Annotated in this window: 15 protein-coding genes, 1 tRNA gene and 1 pseudogene; 4 read left to right on the top strand and 13 right to left on the bottom strand. The window is 51.2% G+C overall.

The features are described 5' to 3' along the window. Nucleotides 1-7: 7 nt before the first annotated feature. The 5 genes from brxC to TPH_RS10960 all read right to left on the bottom strand — a co-directional run bounded on the left by brxC (nucleotide 8) and on the right by TPH_RS10960 (nucleotide 7,412). Entirely contained in the window at nucleotides 8-3,454 is a 3,447-nt protein-coding gene (gene brxC / locus TPH_RS10940; protein ID WP_015051267.1) for a BREX system P-loop protein BrxC, read from the bottom strand. Beyond that, the gene (locus tag TPH_RS10945) at nucleotides 3,451-4,014 is read right to left on the bottom strand and encodes a BREX protein BrxB domain-containing protein (RefSeq protein ID WP_015051268.1); all 564 of its coding nucleotides are present in this window, start codon (nucleotides 4,012-4,014) and stop codon (nucleotides 3,451-3,453) included. The genes brxC and TPH_RS10945 overlap by 4 nt, the downstream gene beginning before the upstream one ends. Then, nucleotides 4,007-4,987 (bottom strand): hypothetical protein, encoded by a 981-nt coding sequence (locus tag TPH_RS10950; RefSeq protein ID WP_236608788.1) that lies wholly within the window; start codon nucleotides 4,985-4,987, stop codon nucleotides 4,007-4,009. The genes TPH_RS10945 and TPH_RS10950 overlap by 8 nt, the downstream gene beginning before the upstream one ends. 89 nt (nucleotides 4,988-5,076) lie before the next feature. Further along, nucleotides 5,077-5,232 (bottom strand): hypothetical protein, encoded by a 156-nt coding sequence (locus tag TPH_RS15465; protein WP_155990774.1) that lies wholly within the window; start codon nucleotides 5,230-5,232, stop codon nucleotides 5,077-5,079. 947 nt (nucleotides 5,233-6,179) lie between these two features. Then, on the bottom strand, nucleotides 6,180-7,412 hold the full coding sequence (locus TPH_RS10960) for an IS256 family transposase (protein WP_014162180.1): 1,233 nt from the start codon (nucleotides 7,410-7,412) through the stop codon (nucleotides 6,180-6,182). A 269-nt stretch (nucleotides 7,413-7,681) separates the two neighbouring features. Here TPH_RS10960 and TPH_RS10965 point away from each other — a divergent pair, with 269 nt between their 5' ends. Beyond that, nucleotides 7,682-9,517, top strand: a complete 1,836-nt coding sequence (locus TPH_RS10965) for a prenyltransferase/squalene oxidase repeat-containing protein (protein ID WP_158502684.1) — start codon at nucleotides 7,682-7,684, stop codon at nucleotides 9,515-9,517. 92 nt (nucleotides 9,518-9,609) lie between these two features. Here TPH_RS10965 and TPH_RS16720 read toward each other — a convergent pair. The 3 genes and pseudogenes from TPH_RS16720 to TPH_RS10975 all read right to left on the bottom strand — a co-directional run. Further along, nucleotides 9,610-10,322, bottom strand: a pseudogene (locus TPH_RS16720) (IS1634 family transposase); the annotation flags it as partial. A gap of 153 nt (nucleotides 10,323-10,475) precedes the next feature. Then, a tRNA-Thr gene (locus tag TPH_RS10970) sits at nucleotides 10,476-10,550 on the bottom strand. A gap of 25 nt (nucleotides 10,551-10,575) precedes the next feature. Beyond that, entirely contained in the window at nucleotides 10,576-11,478 is a 903-nt protein-coding gene (locus TPH_RS10975) for a DMT family transporter (RefSeq protein WP_015051272.1), read from the bottom strand. Nucleotides 11,479-11,610: 132 nt separating this feature from the next. On the opposite strand from TPH_RS10975, the gene TPH_RS10980 reads away from it, so the two are divergent. From TPH_RS10980 to TPH_RS10990, 3 genes are all read left to right on the top strand, one after another. Beyond that, nucleotides 11,611-12,447, top strand: coding sequence for a basic amino acid ABC transporter substrate-binding protein (locus TPH_RS10980; RefSeq protein ID WP_015051273.1), 837 nt, complete (start codon nucleotides 11,611-11,613; stop codon nucleotides 12,445-12,447). Nucleotides 12,448-12,562: 115 nt separating this feature from the next. Further along, nucleotides 12,563-13,276: an amino acid ABC transporter permease gene (locus TPH_RS10985; protein WP_015051274.1), complete on the top strand. Its 714-nt coding sequence runs from the start codon at nucleotides 12,563-12,565 to the stop codon at nucleotides 13,274-13,276. Next, on the top strand, nucleotides 13,263-13,985 hold the full coding sequence (locus TPH_RS10990; protein ID WP_028990842.1) for an amino acid ABC transporter ATP-binding protein: 723 nt from the start codon (nucleotides 13,263-13,265) through the stop codon (nucleotides 13,983-13,985). The genes TPH_RS10985 and TPH_RS10990 overlap by 14 nt, the downstream gene beginning before the upstream one ends. A 134-nt stretch (nucleotides 13,986-14,119) precedes the next feature. Here the strand turns inward: TPH_RS10990 and TPH_RS10995 are convergent, their stop codons facing one another. The 5 genes from TPH_RS10995 to fliD all read right to left on the bottom strand — a co-directional run bounded on the left by TPH_RS10995 (nucleotide 14,120) and on the right by fliD (nucleotide 16,861). Further along, nucleotides 14,120-14,689, bottom strand: coding sequence for a DUF6470 family protein (locus TPH_RS10995; RefSeq protein ID WP_148275905.1), 570 nt, complete (start codon nucleotides 14,687-14,689; stop codon nucleotides 14,120-14,122). 24 nt (nucleotides 14,690-14,713) lie between these two features. Next, complete coding sequence (gene fliT, locus TPH_RS11000) at nucleotides 14,714-15,139, bottom strand: flagellar protein FliT (protein WP_015051277.1); 426 nt, start codon at nucleotides 15,137-15,139, stop codon at nucleotides 14,714-14,716. A 35-nt stretch (nucleotides 15,140-15,174) separates the two neighbouring features. Then, the gene (fliS, locus tag TPH_RS11005; protein WP_015051278.1) at nucleotides 15,175-15,567 is read right to left on the bottom strand and encodes a flagellar export chaperone FliS; all 393 of its coding nucleotides are present in this window, start codon (nucleotides 15,565-15,567) and stop codon (nucleotides 15,175-15,177) included. Between the two features lie 45 nt (nucleotides 15,568-15,612). Continuing rightward, on the bottom strand, nucleotides 15,613-15,987 hold the full coding sequence (locus TPH_RS11010) for a flagellar protein FlaG (protein ID WP_015051279.1): 375 nt from the start codon (nucleotides 15,985-15,987) through the stop codon (nucleotides 15,613-15,615). 70 nt (nucleotides 15,988-16,057) lie between these two features. After that, nucleotides 16,058-16,861 (bottom strand): flagellar filament capping protein FliD, encoded by an 804-nt coding sequence (gene fliD / locus TPH_RS11015; RefSeq protein WP_081578668.1) that lies wholly within the window; start codon nucleotides 16,859-16,861, stop codon nucleotides 16,058-16,060. Between the last annotated feature and the right edge of the window lie 144 nt (nucleotides 16,862-17,005).

A 17,005-nucleotide genomic window follows, 5' to 3' on the forward strand; every position in this document is an offset into this window, starting at 1 on the left:
CCCCCTCCTACGAGATCACAATGGGGCCGCTCTTAATCCTTTCTAGAAGCTCTCTCTCAATTTCAGCCACCCAGGCTTTAACATCATTTTCTGTCCTCAGAATGCTGCTGGTCAGTTTTACCTTTTGCGTTTTTGGCTCAAGCAGCTTGGCAGCCGCCATGGCAGCATTGCTAAACTGCTGAGGAAGGGCATCCGTCCTGGTTTTCCAGCTGGACAGAGGGGCCTCCTGGAGACTTCGAAGCAAGGATTCATCATCTTCTACGGAAAGTTGGGGAACGCTGGCAATACCTTCAGCCGCAAGAATTTGTTGCTGCCGTTCCGGAGATAGCTTCTGCCAGTTCTCATTACCCTCGAGAGCTGCTTTCTCCCGGTTATATACCGCCTCAAAGTTGTTATAAGCCTGCCTGACAGCGCTGCGGAGCGCTTTAACGGCTGCCCTGTAAATGTCCGGAACCGGATCGGGTTCCTCTAACAAGCGACGTTCAGAGCACACAGCATTGGCCTGTTTTTGCAGTTCTTCTCCTTCAGGGAGGCCATGGGCGTGTTTTAACAGGAGCTGAAGTCTATCCCAGACAGGCTTGCGCTTTGCCGCCAAGTCCGCCAATGCTGACCACCTCTGCAGTTGTTGGGCTAAGGTGTCAAACTGTTCCAGTATCGCTGCCAGCTGTTCATTACCGGCCAGCCCCCGCATTGCTTCCAAATGGGCCTTAGATGGACGCTCGGGCAGTGGCGGATCGCCGCCGGCACGATCGGCCAGATCCATAAGCCTGGCAAGAAATTGCCCGGCAACAGAAGATTCCTCCCCCGCCTTGTAGCGAAGGCCTGCCGTTTGAAAGAGCTTGCGCAGCTTCATGCGGCTGCGGGCATCTATGGTTACCGTTTCCACCCGGAAGTCGGTAGCCGGAATCTTGGCCTGATCCAATTGACCGCGCTCTAGCTGGGCACCTTTATAGACAGCGCGCAGATGTCCGGTGGCGAAAAGCGTGATCAAAGCAGCGTCAATAGCATCACGCGGCCAGCCGTAAGGTGCTTTTTCAAAGGTTTCGCGAATTTCCTTCCCTGTCTTGCCGGATCCGATTGCGGAAAGAATTGCTGAACAGACAGGGTGTTTTTCGGGCGCATCGTTCCAGCCTACGGCCTGGAAGGCGTCTTCGTTGCCGTTCTTTGCCCTATCGAGAACAATCGGCCAGCGGTCGTCGTCGGCTTCCCGGAAGTTCGGAAAGAGGCGGTCCAAGGATGCTTCTGCGGCTGCCAGCACTTTTTCTTTGATGGAGAACTCAAAACGCTCTTGCCCCCCGCCTTGAAACACCCTGGCCGCATTAATCACATCCCGGATAATGCTGTCCCGGGCAGCCTCTGCCGCTTTCATACGGGTGGACATAGCATCACGAGCATCCCGTCCCTCATCTGTTGTGGGTGTACCCTTGAATTCAATGGTGGCCTTAGCCGCCTCATATTCAATAATCGCTTTCTTTAAGTCTTCAGCACTTTCTTTCGGGATATAGACGAAAATAGTCGGGTCGTCATTACCTGCCGCCCGTGCATCGGCCAAGACAGTACTTTCATTTTCTCCCCAGCCGTCGCGGATCCAAACCGGGACTTTGAAGCCTTGCGTTTTTGGCGGCTCGCTGCCAAAGTGAATTTCCAGCTTGCGCCGCTCAGTGCATTTCCCCTGGCACAATTTAATATTGTTTAGAATATCCATACAAGCAGCATTCAACAGAGCCGAACGCCTACTGGACAAAGCCGTAAGATCATTATTGAGTCTGGTTTGCCGGTTTCGGAATTCCCGGTCCCATTCGCTGCTCTCTCGGGTCTGAAGGCTGTATTCCTCGTCCAGCTTGATAAGCTTTCCTTCCTCAACCAGTTTCTCGAGGACCCGTGGAATCTCTCCGCGCAGGACAGGGCCATCATTGGCCAGGTCGCTTACCAAAAGATCTGCCAACATATCCGCGGTAGCACGGACCCCAATATCAACGATGCTTTCACGAGGGAGTTTGCGGATGAGGAATATAAGTGCGCAAATTCGCTTGGCTAACAAACCTTCCGGAGTTCCATCGTCCAGATTACGAATGGTTTCGTCAATTTCCCGTAAAAGAAACCCCGTGCGAAGCAAGTCCGGCTGGAGCTGGTCAAATATGAAATCAGCCGGCACGACCGTCCCCACAGGTTTTTCAGCAATCTCCCGAACAGCATCGTGAACAATACGGAGTTGCGTACGAAGCTGGCTCCTGGTTCCTGAAACGTCGACGGCCCGTAGGACATGCTCCCAGAACCGGCGGCGGACGGGTAAAAGGGGATAGTCTTCGACGATAATGCTCCGGTCTTCACTTCGGGGAGCAATTCGCGTACCGATAAGATGCCGGTCAATTTCACCGGCGTAAGCAGTTAACACTTCTTCGATGGCCTTACGCTTATCTGCTTTTTTGGCCAGCACCACCCGGCGGGTCACAGTTTCAACATCCGTATCCGAGAGTTCAACAGGTATCGTAAAACGATCCTTCAATCGCTGGAGAAGCGGGAGATTACCGCTCAGCGCGGTCTGACCTGCCCCTATAAGCAGTATGCGGCTATCAAGCTGCTTGCATAGGGCTTCCGCCACTTCTTGCACATCGTAGGAACGGGCTGCGCTGTCGCCTATGAAGAGTTGGACTTCGTCGAGCACAATCGCTGTGCAGGGGAGCTGACCGTTCAGAGAAAGGACATCGCGTATGATCTGGATGAACTCGGATGTCGAAATATCGTCCACAGCGGGAAACTGGGCACGAATAGTGGCTCGTACCTGCTTGAGATCGGAGGCAAAATCAGGGTCAGCCTCCAACAGCGCTGTGGCTATTACCGGACTGGCATATAAATGGCGCAGTTCCTGCCAAAAGTCCTTGCCCGAATCCTCCACAGCCTTTTTAACCTGACCGTAGATGCCATTTTTTTGAAGCCAAAGACAAAATTGGGCTTGGGGAAGAGACTCGGGCAGGCCTTTCGAGCGAAAGATAATGCTGAGAACGGCCAGACGAAGGCTTTTCCCTCCACCGGACGGCAGCGTTCCCCCCGCAGCATGAAGCCCGCCACACCTTTTCCCTAACGTGTCCAATTCTTTAAGCAAATCTTTTACTTCCACTGGCAGCCGCGCTAATTCACGGGCAGTCGACCCATCAGACTCAAATTTGGTGTTGACCCATAAATGGCGGAGCATCTTTAATAGATGCGATTTACCGCTGCCAAAAAAACCACTTACCCAAACGGCTGGCTGGCTTGTCGAATCCGCATTACTCAAGTAAGACTCGAGAATGCGTATAAGTCCGTCTTTATACTGCCCCTCGCAAACAAAATGCTCCAGTTCATAGCGAAGGGTTTCCATCTCTTTAGAAGTGGCCGCTTCAGCAACAGTGGCAACACCGTCATTGGGTAATTTGGAAACAACAGGGTCGCGCTGGAAGATCTCACGGTTCTTCATCGGTCGCTCACTCCATTATGTAATGTGATGGGTATGGCCAGGTAATTCCACCCATCGCGTGCACCGAGAAGACGATAATTGTTGTTTTCGAATTCGCCTGGAAAAAAGACTACCAACCGCCCGCGAACATCTCTGGCGACTTCTTTGAGAACCTGGGATACTTTTGTGAACCCGTACAGGCTGGCAATGCCGTAAACAGCAATAACAGTGTTAGAGTCAACATCTTCTGCAGTAAGTACTTTACGTAGTTCGGCGGCTGCAAAATGCGGGAATTCACCCTCAAGGGGTATCGTCAGACTGTCGGGCTCCTCGAAATAAATCTCCTTATATTCCAAGTTGCTCATCCATCGGGCGAAAGTTTGAGTAAAGTCAAATGATTTCCATTTATGTCCAGATTCAATGGTCGCCATCTCGAACAATTCCAACCTGGCACGGAGCTTACGCTCGTCGACTGGAGGATAAACAACAAAAATCATCCTTTGCTCGCCGGCCAGATTATGCTGCCATGGCGCAGCAATATGGCTGCGATAGCGGTTTGCCAGTTCCTCAATTCTACTCACGCAGCAACATCCTTTCATTCTCGGTTAACATCCGATCAACTAATACTTCGACCATGCCTCCGGAATAACACACATCCAATAGACCAAGGCGCTTCGCATCTATTGCCAAAGAAATTAATTCTTCCGGAGATGTATCAAGCACCTTTGTCCATAACGTTTTGAATAAACCGGGGCCCCGCACTCCAAGCAGGTACCCCAAAAGGAGAGCATATGCGGTGACGACAGGTGTGGGCACTACTTTTTGGCGAAACTTACGAACGCGGCCTTTTAAGTGTCCCGACTTGGTCCAGGATGCAGAAGCGTTACGAACGACCTTATCAAGCGTTCTGTCATTTAGCCGGTTTCCGATGCTTTGGCGCAGCTCATCTGTCATCACTTGCCGGGCCAGTTCATCACCCGGCTTCATCCGGAGAATAGTAAGTGAAGTAATTCTTAAAAGAGGATCTCTGGCCATAGCGGTAAGCAAGGCCAAAAGCGGGCGGCCTTTCTCATCTGCGTACCAGCAATAACGCAAAACTCTAAATATTAGCAGCGACGGATCAAGCCCATATAACTCCCGCATACGCTGGCAGGAAAGTCTTCGGGTCGCGGCCGTCCGCTTGCCCAGGCAATTGTAGTCAACAATTGCTTTTATATAGTCATCACGAGAAGCATCTTCTGAACATTCATGGAGTAATAACGATAACTCTTCCAGCATGATGGTTCTGCTCGTATGGGTTCCTTTGTCCCCAAAGCGAAATCCCATCTCTTCCCAGAGGAAGTATGGTAATGAGTTTGCATCCTGTTTTATATCGGCTAAAATTGGGTCATTCTTCATGTGTTTTAGCACCAACCTTTTGCCGGCAAATATGCCGGCAAAATTATCATACCTTATTCTGGTAGTGCTGGCAAGCTGAATTATTATGAAGTCTCGCGCCAAGAAAAAACGCCGCCAGAACCCGGGCAGCAGTGTCAAACGATGCTTATCAAGCAAAATTCATTATTCTTTCCAACAGCAACGCACCAGCGTTTTTCAAGAGATCAACCGATCCCTCACCGGTTCCAAAGATGCTCAGGGCTTTTTCAATATCCCCAGCCGTGCGCTATACCGGCCTGGCAAGCTCTTCTCTTAGCGTCTCCGCTCTCACTCCCGGCGCGTTCAGGTTCAGAAGCCATATGCCGTTCCAGAGCGCCTATCCTTGCCTCCAGGTCTTCGACCCTCCGCTCCAGACTGCTCACCTGGCCCGCCTCTGCAGTTGCTTCCAAAAACAGTATACTACACCACCGAGGGCGGTAGTCACCGCCGCAACCGTGAAAACGACCAATGGTTATTGCTCGCAGGGGAGCCTCGCATTGCTCACATGTTAGCTGGCAGAAATCTAAGAAATCTTGAAGGAGGTCCTGTTCCAGGCGGGAGTGCAAAGAAAACCAGCAACTCTTTCATGATGGTTTTAGTGGATGGAGTCTTGGCAGTTGCCCAAGGTTAATACGCTCTCACGCCGGACTCTCTGATGTATCGACGTACCCGGTAGTATCAAAAGGCTGGTCAATATACTGAAGCATCCCTAAAAAAGGAGAAATATAAACGACATTATTTCCTATAATCTCTGATTTTATATGGAAGGAAAAAGAAGGAGAGTAAAGAAATAAAAGGAAATAGATGTGTGCCAATGCTACATTTAAATTATTGTCCAAGATCATCCGTAAATAGATGGTAAACATTTTTTTGGGGGGGAGCTACTTCGATTCACACCAAACAGGTAAAACAAGGGGGTGCTAGTAATAAACTGAAACAAGGCAGTGATTATGTTTCATAAAACATAGGTTAGGTTAAAAGTTGTTGGAAGAAAAACATAATCTTTATAAAGGGAGTGTTTTTAATGAGAAAAAATATGTTTATTACTGTCTAGCCCGTACAGTGGTGTATATGCCCGTAGTTATGTAGCTCTTTATAGCTATACCCAGTCGAACCAACCACAAATCAGGATTGGTAATATAGATTATAGACCAACCTCATCCATTTATACGAATTGGTTAACTGGTGAATGTGATCCAAATCCTAATGGGTCTTATACTCATACTTACGGATATTAAAGGAATTAAGATAAAAAATTAAAAATGCGGGCACACATGGTCAAGTCCAAATTTGTGTGTAAATTCCCTCTGGCAGATAAGATCACCCCGTTTTAAGCTACATTTACCTGGGTATCGGCATTATTCACCTCCTTCTGCTGTTTTTCTGTGTTAGCCTTCCACTCCCAATACTCTGCCATATCAAAGTAGCGCTTTCCTGTGGTCCACACCTCGTCGATCTCTACAAGCACTGCTCCGATCAGTCTCACAGCCGACTCCTCGTTAGGGAAGATTCGGATCACCCGCTCCCGCCGGCGGATCTCCTGGTTGAGCCGCTCGACTCCATTGGTGGTGCGCAGCCGCTTCCGGTAGCGCCCTGGTAGTGCCATCACCGCCATTGCGTCCTCGAAACCAGCTTCAAGTCGCTCTACCGCCTTTGGCGCCCGGGCGCCAAAGGCCTCTATCGTTTCGTTCAGCAACCGCCTGGCCGTCTCCATATCCGGCGCGTCGAAGATCAACCGCAGTCGCCCGTGCAGGTCGCCCTGGAGGCTCTTAGGACAGGCGTCCAGGATGTTCCGGATAAAGTGGGTCTGGCACCGCTGCCATGTCGCTCCTTGGAAGTGGGTTTCTATCGCATTGATCAAGCCCTTGTGATCATCCGAAACAACCAAGTCCACTCCCTTGAGACCGCGCTCCTTGAGCCGGCCGAAGAACTCCGACCAAGCAGCCTCTGATTCGCTATCCCCGAGCATAAGCCCTAAAATCTCCCGGTATCCCTCCCGGTTGATCCCTGTAGCGAGAAGTACGCTTGAAAGCCGTACCCGGCCGCCTTTACGCACCCGGATGACAATGGCATCTACCAGGAGAAATGGGTATTCCTGGCTGCTCAAATCTCGCTCGTTCCACTCCTTTACGATGTCGTCCAGTCTTTTGCACAGGCTGGATACGGTGGATTTGGAGAACTCCGTGCCGCATAGTTCATCAACAACCGCCCTTACCTTCCTGGTGGATACGCCGTTCACGACCATCTCGACCATGGCCAGCAAGAGCGCCTGCTCGCTCCGCTGGTACCGCTCGAAAAGCTCCGTGGAGAAGTGCCCGCTCCGGAGACGGGGAACCATAAGCGTAAGTTCTCCTACGCGAGACTTGAGCAGCTTATCCCGATACCCGTTGCGGTACCCCTGCCGCTCTTCGGTACGTTCGTATGGCTTGGCCCTGAGTTGTTCGGTAGCCTGAGCATCGAGTATCTGATTCACGATGTTCTCCACCAACCGAGCCAATCCATCATCCCGAATAAATAATCCTTGCAAGAGATCACAGTCTACGGTAACCTGGTAGTGAGCCATCTTTTCTCCCTCCTGATGATTAAGATTAAGCCACTTCTTATCTACCAGAGGGAGGGGTGGCTCTCCTGCTTCAAGCCATCAATTTTACACCATCATAATGGACACTACTGGCACACATTGGGTATTTTTCACGAATGTGTGCCCGTATAACATCTGTTTTGGAGGTATAGAAAAGTATGTATAAACATACCAAGAATTTTATTATATATTTATCGATTTCATTGTTAATAATAGTTTGTAGTATAGTTACAGTATTAGAGCGTGCCTGTATGACAAACGATAAGAAGCAAGCAATTGATGAAGGAATAATAGGTGATAATCAAAAACAACAACTAAAATCTTTATTTTACTTATATCATAATGATGATGGTGGATTTGCCCCATTACCTCCTGCAACTGCCAGAGAACCAGATTTGTATGCCACTTATTATTCATTAATGTCTCTTGATGAGTTGTCATCATTATCTTTGTTAGAGGATCATAGAAAAAAAACTGTTAAATGGTTACATTCCTCACGGCCAGAGAATTATACAGGTTATAATGTATTACCTGACATTTTTTATAACGTAATGAGTCTCGATTTGCTAAATGAAGAACCTTTGAACAAGTCTTTAATCATACAAAAGGTAAAGAGTTATATTCAACCAAACGGCGCTTTTTTAGATTTGGATTTAAGTAAGACAAAATCTATTCGCGATGAAGACTACCTATTACCAACATATATGGCATTATGCGTTATTAAGAAGTTAGATGGTTCTATAGATAATAGTACTATTGAATGGTTATGTAATATGTGGAACAAGTGTAATGTATTAGATATATCTAACTACTATAACTACCAATTGCTGTATAAAAGTATGCAGTTAGCAGGAATTGATATGGAAAATAAAATAGGAAAACAAGTTCTATCTGTCGGTGAAAAATCAGTAACTGTGGAAATTATTAAAGACAAAGGCCGCTATGTTGTAACATGTAAAGATCCTAATATGGATAAAGCAAATACCGAAGAGTTAAAAAAGTTTGAAGAAGCAATTGATAAATTATCTAATGACTTGAATAATTTAGACTACTATAGAGAAAAAGTCAAATCCGCTCGTTCTTTAGCTGAGATAAGGGCTATTGTAGAATTCGTTCCTGATGTAGCAGCAATTAGACATGAAGTACTTTCTCTACTGAATAATATGCAGTTGAATAACGGGGGGTTTAGCTTTATTATACCGCCCGAAAACGATGATATCCAGGGGACTTATTATGCGCTTAGTATTTATAACAAGTTTGATATACTTCCTAAGAAGGATAAAATAATAAGTTTAATTTTATCAAATAAATCTGATAAGGGTGGTTTTTTTAATTCCTGGCATTGCCATTCCCTTGGAATTACTACGTACTATGTGTTGTCCTCCATGAAAATGCTTGGGTTACCTATAGAACCGGAAATCAAAAGTAAGGTAATAAGTTATGTTAATAATGCATACGAAATTGAAGATCGGTCAAACTACTTGTTTTCTCTTATTAGAAATGCTCAATTATTAGGAATACAACTTGAACCCAAACCCGATGTTATAAAAAAGCTAACCAATCAAGTAATAGTGGAGATAAAAAATAATAATCTTGAAGAAATATATTTTATTTGTTATGTTTTAAATTACTTGAACCATCCTGTTCAGAATAGTACTGTTATAGAAATAAGAAATACACTGAAATCCTTACAGAATAAAGATGGTGGTTTTGGATCAGAAAAATCAAGTTTAATTGATACTTATTATGCAATTAAGATATACAAAACATTGGGCATAGAAGTTCCCAACCGCGATAAAACGGTTCAATGGCTTATAAATCATCAATCTACTGAAGGAATTTTTAAGATTCAAGATCATTCAGATATGGTAATTAATTATTTCTTTGTGGATAGCCTTAATTCACTAAACCATGAAATACCAAACAAGGAAAATATAATAAGATGGGTTATGAAATGCAAAAATGATCAATATGGAACTTTCAAAATGTTACCTGGTAATGTTCCAAATCCAAATAATGATAGTGACCCTCTTCTATCAACGTATTCAGCACTATTTCTATTAAATTTGATGCAGAAGAAAGCATAGACCGCGTTGCTTAATAAGTATAGTATCAACAGAGATATGTCCACCTGACAACTGGAAATAGATTTGGGGATCGGCCAGATTACGCCGGACCCCCGGACCCAGCGCTGCAGCAGGGCATAAATCAGTAAGGCCATCAGGAAGACGTAGCCTATAGCCACCACCCGTTCCGGGTTCTTGACGTAAATCCCATCCACATAAACCGGAGTCTAAAGACAAGCAAAACGACAGCTCCACTGCAGTCTGGTTTTTGCATTCCCGCAATACATCGGCGGAAGAAAGCTCTTTATCTTCAAGAATGTTTGTAATCAACACGAAAGTAGCGGCTTTTGCCTTGAGATCCTTGACAAACTCTTCATTGACAGAGACTAGAGAGGGAACGACTCGATAATGAACCTGATAGTTCACCGGATCAACCCCTGCGGGGCCGCCTCACCCGGCGTTTGATCACCCGTTCCTCTTTGATTTCAACCTCTTTATTCCATTTCTTATCGCTCATATTGCCATCACGCATTTCCCCAAAGATGGGGATCCCTTCGCCGGTAGTGATGAGGCCGTAAAGAAACTGCTTCAGGTCAGGGCGGCGGTCTTTGCTGTAGCCGTAGGTGATATCGATTAAATGACCAGCTTCATCTTACTGTTCATACTCTCCGGCAACTGAGATGGAAGTGGTATCGGCATGAACAACTGTGGTTTCAATCTGGTGCACTTTAATGGCCGATAAGGCCAGAGCCAGGTCCCGCCGCACTCCGTCCTTATCCAGGCGCCTGCCCGGGCCGGCGGTGGCCGCATCGCTCAACCGCTCCCCCTTCGGCAATGGCATCCGCTTCGCCTCTTCGATAGACTCGAAGTCGGCTGGGCTGAACTGATATTGACTGGCGCCTTTGCCCATGCCGGGTGCACCCCATGCCGGGCGCACAAAAATGGCTTCCGGGTCGATCTCCGGAAGCCTTGATTTTCCTGGAGCTGATGGTGGGATTTGAACCCACGACCTGCGCATTACGAGTGCGCTGCTCTACCGCTGAGCCACATTAGCAGTGACGTTTTAAGCTCAGACCGCCCTACCCGCCGGAAAGCCCCTTACCTTCCGCCGCCTTCCCGGCGGCAGACGCCTTTTCCTCCGTGGCGTTGCCGGCCAGTTCGCTGACGATGATTCCTGCCAGGATCAAGGCACACCCCAGGATCTTCTGGGGTCCGAAGGCCTCGCTGCCGAAAAAGTAGCTGAAGATCCCCGCAAAAACTGGCTCCATCGCCAGGATCACGGCAACCCTGTCCGGGCTGGTGAAGCGCTGCGCCCAGCTCTGGGCCAGGAAGGCCGCAGCAGTGGCAGGAATCGAGGTGACCCCCAGCGCCCACAAGACTGCCGGAGACCACCGGACGCCGCCGCCGTCCACGGCCCAGATCCCGAAGCTGAGCAGGGACACCATCCCCAGCTGGATCAGGGTAAGGTTTGAAGCCCTCATGGTTTTCGCGGCCTCCTTCACCGCCAGGATCTGGAGGGCGAAGAAAACGGCGCAGCAGAAAACCAGCAGGTCCCCTTTTCCCGGCAGAAACGCCCCCTCCAGGGTCAGGAACCCCAGGCCGGATGCGGCCAGCAGGGCCCCACAGCACGCCCCCCAGGCCGGGAGCTTTCTCTCCCGGACGGCGGCCAAAAAAGGGACCAGGATGACGCTCAGCCCGGTGATGAAGGCGGCTTTGCCGGGCGTCGTCCAGATCAGCCCGATCGTTTGGAAGGCGTATCCGCCGAAAAGATAGCATCCCGCCCTGAAGGCGGCGGGATGGCAGCGCCACCCCCCTCTCCAGAGGGGAAGCAGGAACAAAAAGGCGATTAAAAAGCGGACGGCCAAAAAGGGATAGGCGTCGATGTCGGCCAGGGCGTCCTTGACCAGCTGAAAGGTCGTGCCCCAGACAAAGGCAACTCCCAGCAGAGCCAGGTCTGCCAGATACTGCTTCTTCAGCCCCATCAAACTTCACCCTGTAAAAAATATCATTTATTTTTATGAAAGGAATTTTATAATAACCAGCGAATAAATATACTTGGCGCAACCGGCGATATCATTATTTTAACAAAAAATCAACTTGGGAGGAGAAGTATTGTGCAGAAAACGTTAAAAGGCTTGCTTATCCTGTTGTTGATCGGACTTGTCGGTTTGTTTGCGGTGGGCTGCTCACAAAAGGAAAAGGGCACGCCCACAGGCGGCACAAACGGCGCAGAGGACGAAAACGCCAAACCCAAATACACAGTGGCTTTTGAGGCGACATTCGCCCCCTTCGAGTTCCGGGATGAAAAAACGGGGGAATTCACCGGCTTCGACATCGAACTGATCAAGGCCATCGGCGAGGTGGAGGGCTTTGACGTCGAGCTGAAAGAGATGGGCTTCCAGGGGATTGTGGCTGCAGTGAAAACCGGGAACATCGACATCGGGTGCTCCGGTATAACGATCAAAGAAGACCGCTTAAAAGAAGTGGACTTTTCCATACCTTACTATCAAGCGGGTTTGGGCATCGTCGTCAGGGCGAATGAAACCAGGATCAACGGCGTCGAGGATTTGAAGGGCAAAAGGATCGCCGTGCAGATCGGCACCACAGGAGCGGATTTCGCAAGAACGATTGAAGGCGCCACGGTCATAGACTTCGACCAGGTCACCGATGCCCTGATGGAAGTGAAGAACGGCGGAGCCGACGCCCTCGTCAACGACTACCCGGTCAACCTCTACTACGTCAACAAAAGCCCGAAGGACTACAAGATGGTCGGCGGGATTCTGGAAAGTGAGTACTACGGCATCGCCGTCCGGAAGGGGAACACGGAGCTGTTAGAAAAAATAAACAGCGGCCTGATGAAGCTGAAAGAAAACGGAGAGTACGCCAGGTTGTACAAAAAGTGGATCGGAGTCGAGCCGCCGGAGTTCCTGCCCGGCGAACCGGAAGCATAGCCAAGCGCAGGGAATTGAGTCTGCGTAGTCTGTTGGCGGCTACGCAGATCTTTTTTTGGTGATCACAAAAAAATTTAAAACCGGCCAATTCGGTACAAGCGAGGTGCCTTAAAGCTTGGACTTAATCATCCGGTCTCTGCCATTCCTGCTCACAGGAGTTCTGCAAACACTCAAAGTAACGATAATCGCCGTGGCAATAGGCTGCGTTCTCGGCCTCTTCGGAGGGATGGGGCGTCTTTCCAACAGCCGGTTCTTGCGTGCCCTGGCCACCTGTTACGTCGACTTCGTGCGCGGCACCCCTTTACTCGTTCAGTTATTTATCGTCTACTTCGGGCTGCCGCAGGTAATCCAGGAATTCAAAGAGTTCCTGGAAGTCTCTTTTGCCCTCGGCCCCTTTTCGTCCACTTCCCACATCCCCCCCTTCATCGCCGCCGTGGTGGCCTGCGGCATCAACAGCGGGGCCTACGTTTCGGAGATCTTCCGGGCGGGGATCCAGTCCATTGAAAAGGGACAGCGGGAGGCCGCCCTTTCCCTGGGGATGACGCCGAAGCAGGCCATGCGCTACGTGATCCTTCCCCAGGCCTTCCGGAGGGTGGTGCCCCCTTTGGGGAACGAATTCATCGCCATGCTCAAAGACACCTCCCTCTTGGTCTGCATTGGGTACGCCGAGCTCACCCGCCAGGGGCAGCTGATCATCGGCAACACCTTCAGGCCCTTTGAGATCTGGTTTGCCGTGGCCTTCCTCTACCTGATCATGACCTTAAGCATCTCCCGGCTGGTGGACTTCACAGAAAGGAGGCTCGGTGTCCGTGGCCATCATCAGAGTTAGAAACTTAGAAAAGAGCTTCGGAAAGCTCCACGTCCTGCGCGGCATCGATCTGGACGTGAAGGAGGGGGAAAAGCTGGTCATCATCGGGCCGAGCGGTTCGGGGAAGAGCACCCTCCTCCGCTGTCTCAACATGCTGGAGGTGCCGACGAAGGGAACCATTGAATTTGCCGGGGAGGTCATCACCGACCCCCAAGCCGACCTCCCGCGGATTCGGAAGGACATCGGCATGGTCTTCCAGAGCTTCAACCTCTTTCCCCACAAGAACGTCCTGGAGAACATCACCATGGCCCTGGTGATCGTCAAGAAAATGGAGCAGGCCAAGGCCGAAGAGCTCGCCCTCTCCCTCCTGGAAAAAGTGGGCTTGAGCGATAAGGCCCGAAACTATCCGGCACAGCTTTCCGGGGGGCAGCAGCAGAGGGTGGCCATCGCCCGCGCCCTGGCCATGCAGCCCAAGGTGATGCTCTTCGACGAGCCGACCTCCGCCCTCGATCCGGAGATGGTGGGGGAGGTTCTGGAGGTGATGGGCGCCCTGGCCCGGGAGGGAATGACAATGGTGGTGGTGACCCACGAGATGAAGTTCGCCCGGGAGATCGGCGATCGGGTCATCTTCATGGACGAAGGGGTGATCGTCGAGGAAGGAACCCCGGAGCAGATCTTCACAGAGCCGCGCAATCCCAGAACGCGCTCCTTCCTGACGCGGGTGATGTAATCAGACGAAAAAAAGAAGCATTAAAGCCGGGCTGATAAAGCATCAGCTCCGGCTTTCTTCTTCCTGCAGGCAACCCTTTCCCTGCTTCCCGGGGACACGGCCAGCAGCCGGTCCTGCGACGTTCGGTCCACCCGTCAAGCAAAAGTGTCGAGGAGGGAACCGACGGCCCGGATGTGCAGTTCGGGTGCCCGGCGCAGGTACCCCCGCACAACGCCGGCCTCCAGTCTCCCCCGGACTTCCCCCTTTTCCAGCTGTACCAGAACGCGCCCCTCCTCAAACTCCCTCTCCCCGCTTATCACCCGAAACTCGATCTTCGGCAGATGGGCCGGGACGAGTTCTACACTCAGCTCCGGATCGAAGCTGTTTTCCCAGGCGATGGCGGCAATGGCATCCCTTTCGCCGCTCTCAATTGCGGCAAGGCGATCCCCCTGGGAAGCGGTATCGGCGATGTGCTCAAGCACACGCCTCTTCGCCCTGGCAGCGTATACCCGGGCGAATTCCTCCGGTTCGTACATCTGAAGGTCCGCCCGGCACTCCCGGGAGTCTATCTTCAGCTCCACACGGCCCGGTTTGACCTTCAGAACCGGATGTTCGATCTCGAGCCTTAATGAGGGTTTTTTTACGTCCAGCCGCAGGAAAGGCCGGGACTGCTCGATCCCCAACCGTCCCCATACCTGGTCGATCGACAAACGCAAAGCGAACATCCCCCCGCAGAGGAAGCGGCTTCTCTAGCGCCTGTTATCGATGAAAGCACCGAAGGGCAGGGGTCCTTCGGCCGCGTAGGCCCGCTGCGCCCGCCGGAGCCGCCGCACCCTGTCCAGCTCTTCCCTGACGGCAGCCCTTCTTTCCTCCAGAATCCGGCGGATGCGATCATCCTCGCCGGCGACGCGCCGGAAGATCTCCCCGATCTCCCGGGAAGCATCAGCAGCGGCGGGCAGTGCCTGCACCCCTTCCGTCCAGGAAGGGATACCCCATTCGGAGCGCAGCCGGTCCAGCCGCTCGCAGATCTGCTGCCGCCTCCCAAGGAGAGCAGGCAGTTCCTCCACCTGCCCTCCGGCGGCCTTCTCTGCCAGCCGCCGCGTTATCTCTTCCAACAGCTCCGCCAGCCTTCTTGCCTCCTGCCAGACGGCAGCCTCCCCACCGCTTGCACCCATTTCCTTTTAAACTCCCTCTTTTCCGTCCTGAAACCTTAACGGGAGGCGCTCACCTTCGACGGTTCGATTATCTGCTCCCAGGTTTCCTTCAGTTCGGCGACCAGACCGAGAACTTCCTCGATAATCGAAGAGTCCTTTTTGACGTTGGCCTCCACCAGCCGCCCCTTCAAGTAATCATAAATGCGAAAGAGATTCTTAGCAACCTCATACTTCATGTCCAGGGTGCACATCAGCTCGGTTATTATGTCCTGCGCTCTGATCAGGCAGCGGTGCGCTTCCCCAAATTCGCCGTCCTTAACCGCCTGGACCGCCTGTTTGAGGAAAACCGTCAGGCCGTCGTAGAGCATCAGCAGGAGCTTACCCGGCCCGGCGGTCTGAACGGCTATCTGCCGGTACTGGTCGTAATTGTTGTAGCCTTCCGCGTACATCGTACCACCCCTTTACTGTTGCTTCCCTCCTTAAGCACACACCTCTTAGATGCGCTTGTCAAACAGCAGGCCGATCATCTCCTGTAGCCTTACCGCCAGATCCAGGAGTTCCTCCGGCGGGATTTCGCGAATCACCTTGTTGGTGTCGGGATCGATCACCTTCACCACAAGCCGCTGCGTCTCCTTATGAACACAAAAGCTCAGATAGAAACTCAGGTCGTACTCACTTTCTTTAAGCAGCTCGGCCAGCGGCGTCCTGGTGATGTCCGGCTTCGCCGAAGCAGCTGCCCCTTCCGGCAATTCCCCCCGCTCCTGATGGTGAAGAGGAGGTTGAAGACTTTTTGCTGCATCCCCGACGGAATGCCGGATCCCGGTCTGTTCCTCACCGGCGGCCGCGCTCTTAAGCCCTTCCACACGCATCCCGATCCCCCCACGTAGTTCTCGCAAAACCAAAGATCGAACCCATACCTTCCGCCTCTCTCGAAAAAAGTTACTGTCCGCTCACGAAGAACTGCTGAGTAAGCCACATGCTCTGCACGTTCATAGCGGCAATGGCCTGCTCCAAGGCCGTAAACTGCCGGTAATAGCGGTCCTCCAGCTTCTGCAGGCGCTCTTCCATGACCGCTATATTCTCGTTGATGTCTCTGATCCTGCGGCTGATGTAGCTGTTGTCGTAGAGGCTCTCAGCGGTGCCCGCCTGTCCTGTAAGCCGGGAGATGGCGCCGTTGATGGCATCGTAGAGCCGAACTGCCAGCCCCTTCTGCTCGTCATCGGTGATCTCCTTGCCGTCGGCATCCCTCGTCCTGGTAAAAAGCTCCATAACGGCGTCCGGATTGGACTGCAGGGCCTCCCGCAGCCTGCTTTCATCCAGGTAAAGCTTGCCCTTCTCAGTCCAAGCGCCGGTAGTGATCCCGATCACGCTGAGCCGGTCGGCAATCGTGGTATAAATCCGGCCGCCGCTGCTGACCGTAACCTGACCGGTCACCCCTTCGACAATGCCCGACAGGACGGAGCGCATATCCGCAACGATACCGCTTAAAAGCGGATCCCCCTTAAGAAGACCGCTTCGGGCTTTATCCTGCCAGGCATCGATCTGCCTGTCCGTCAACTTCCCCTCTTCTATCTGCTCCTCGGTCAGAGGCCGGTAGTCGGGGTAACGCTCCTCATAGAGCTTCTTATTGATGGCTTCCAGCACCTCGTTGTACTTGTCCGAGCCAATTGCGATGACCGGAAGTAAAGATGAATAGGACGTTTGAGGGCAATGGCGAAAAAAATTTACCCCGGTGCGATCCAGGTTTTATGCTGGTTGTGGGTATGGGCAAACGGTCTTTTGGCAAAATTGACCCCACAGAAGAAAAACGAAGGAATGGAGAGAAACAACGGGAAATAAAAAGGGAAACCTCTCTTTATAGCGAATTCTTTTTTAAACACCCAAAAA

The sequence above is a fragment of the Thermacetogenium phaeum DSM 12270 genome (assembly GCF_000305935.1).
GTDB classification, from domain to species: Bacteria; Bacillota; DSM-12270; order Thermacetogeniales; family Thermacetogeniaceae; genus Thermacetogenium; species Thermacetogenium phaeum.

Coding starts and splice junctions, on each gene's coding strand:
- TPH_RS11010 (WP_015051279.1), bottom strand. CDS start 15,987: ATGCGTGTGGAAGGGCTTAAGAGCGCGGCCGCCGGTGAGGAACAGACC.
- TPH_RS10960 (WP_014162180.1), bottom strand. CDS start 7,412: ATGGCTCACTACCAGGTTACCGTAGACTGTGATCTCTTGCAAGGATTA.
- TPH_RS10975 (WP_015051272.1), bottom strand. CDS start 11,478: ATGGGGCTGAAGAAGCAGTATCTGGCAGACCTGGCTCTGCTGGGAGTT.
- fliS (WP_015051278.1), bottom strand. CDS start 15,567: ATGTACGCGGAAGGCTACAACAATTACGACCAGTACCGGCAGATAGCC.
- fliT (WP_015051277.1), bottom strand. CDS start 15,139: ATGGGTGCAAGCGGTGGGGAGGCTGCCGTCTGGCAGGAGGCAAGAAGG.
- TPH_RS10965 (WP_158502684.1), top strand. CDS start 7,682: ATGACAAACGATAAGAAGCAAGCAATTGATGAAGGAATAATAGGTGAT.
- brxC (WP_015051267.1), bottom strand. CDS start 3,454: ATGAAGAACCGTGAGATCTTCCAGCGCGACCCTGTTGTTTCCAAATTA.
- TPH_RS10995 (WP_148275905.1), bottom strand. CDS start 14,689: ATGTTCGCTTTGCGTTTGTCGATCGACCAGGTATGGGGACGGTTGGGG.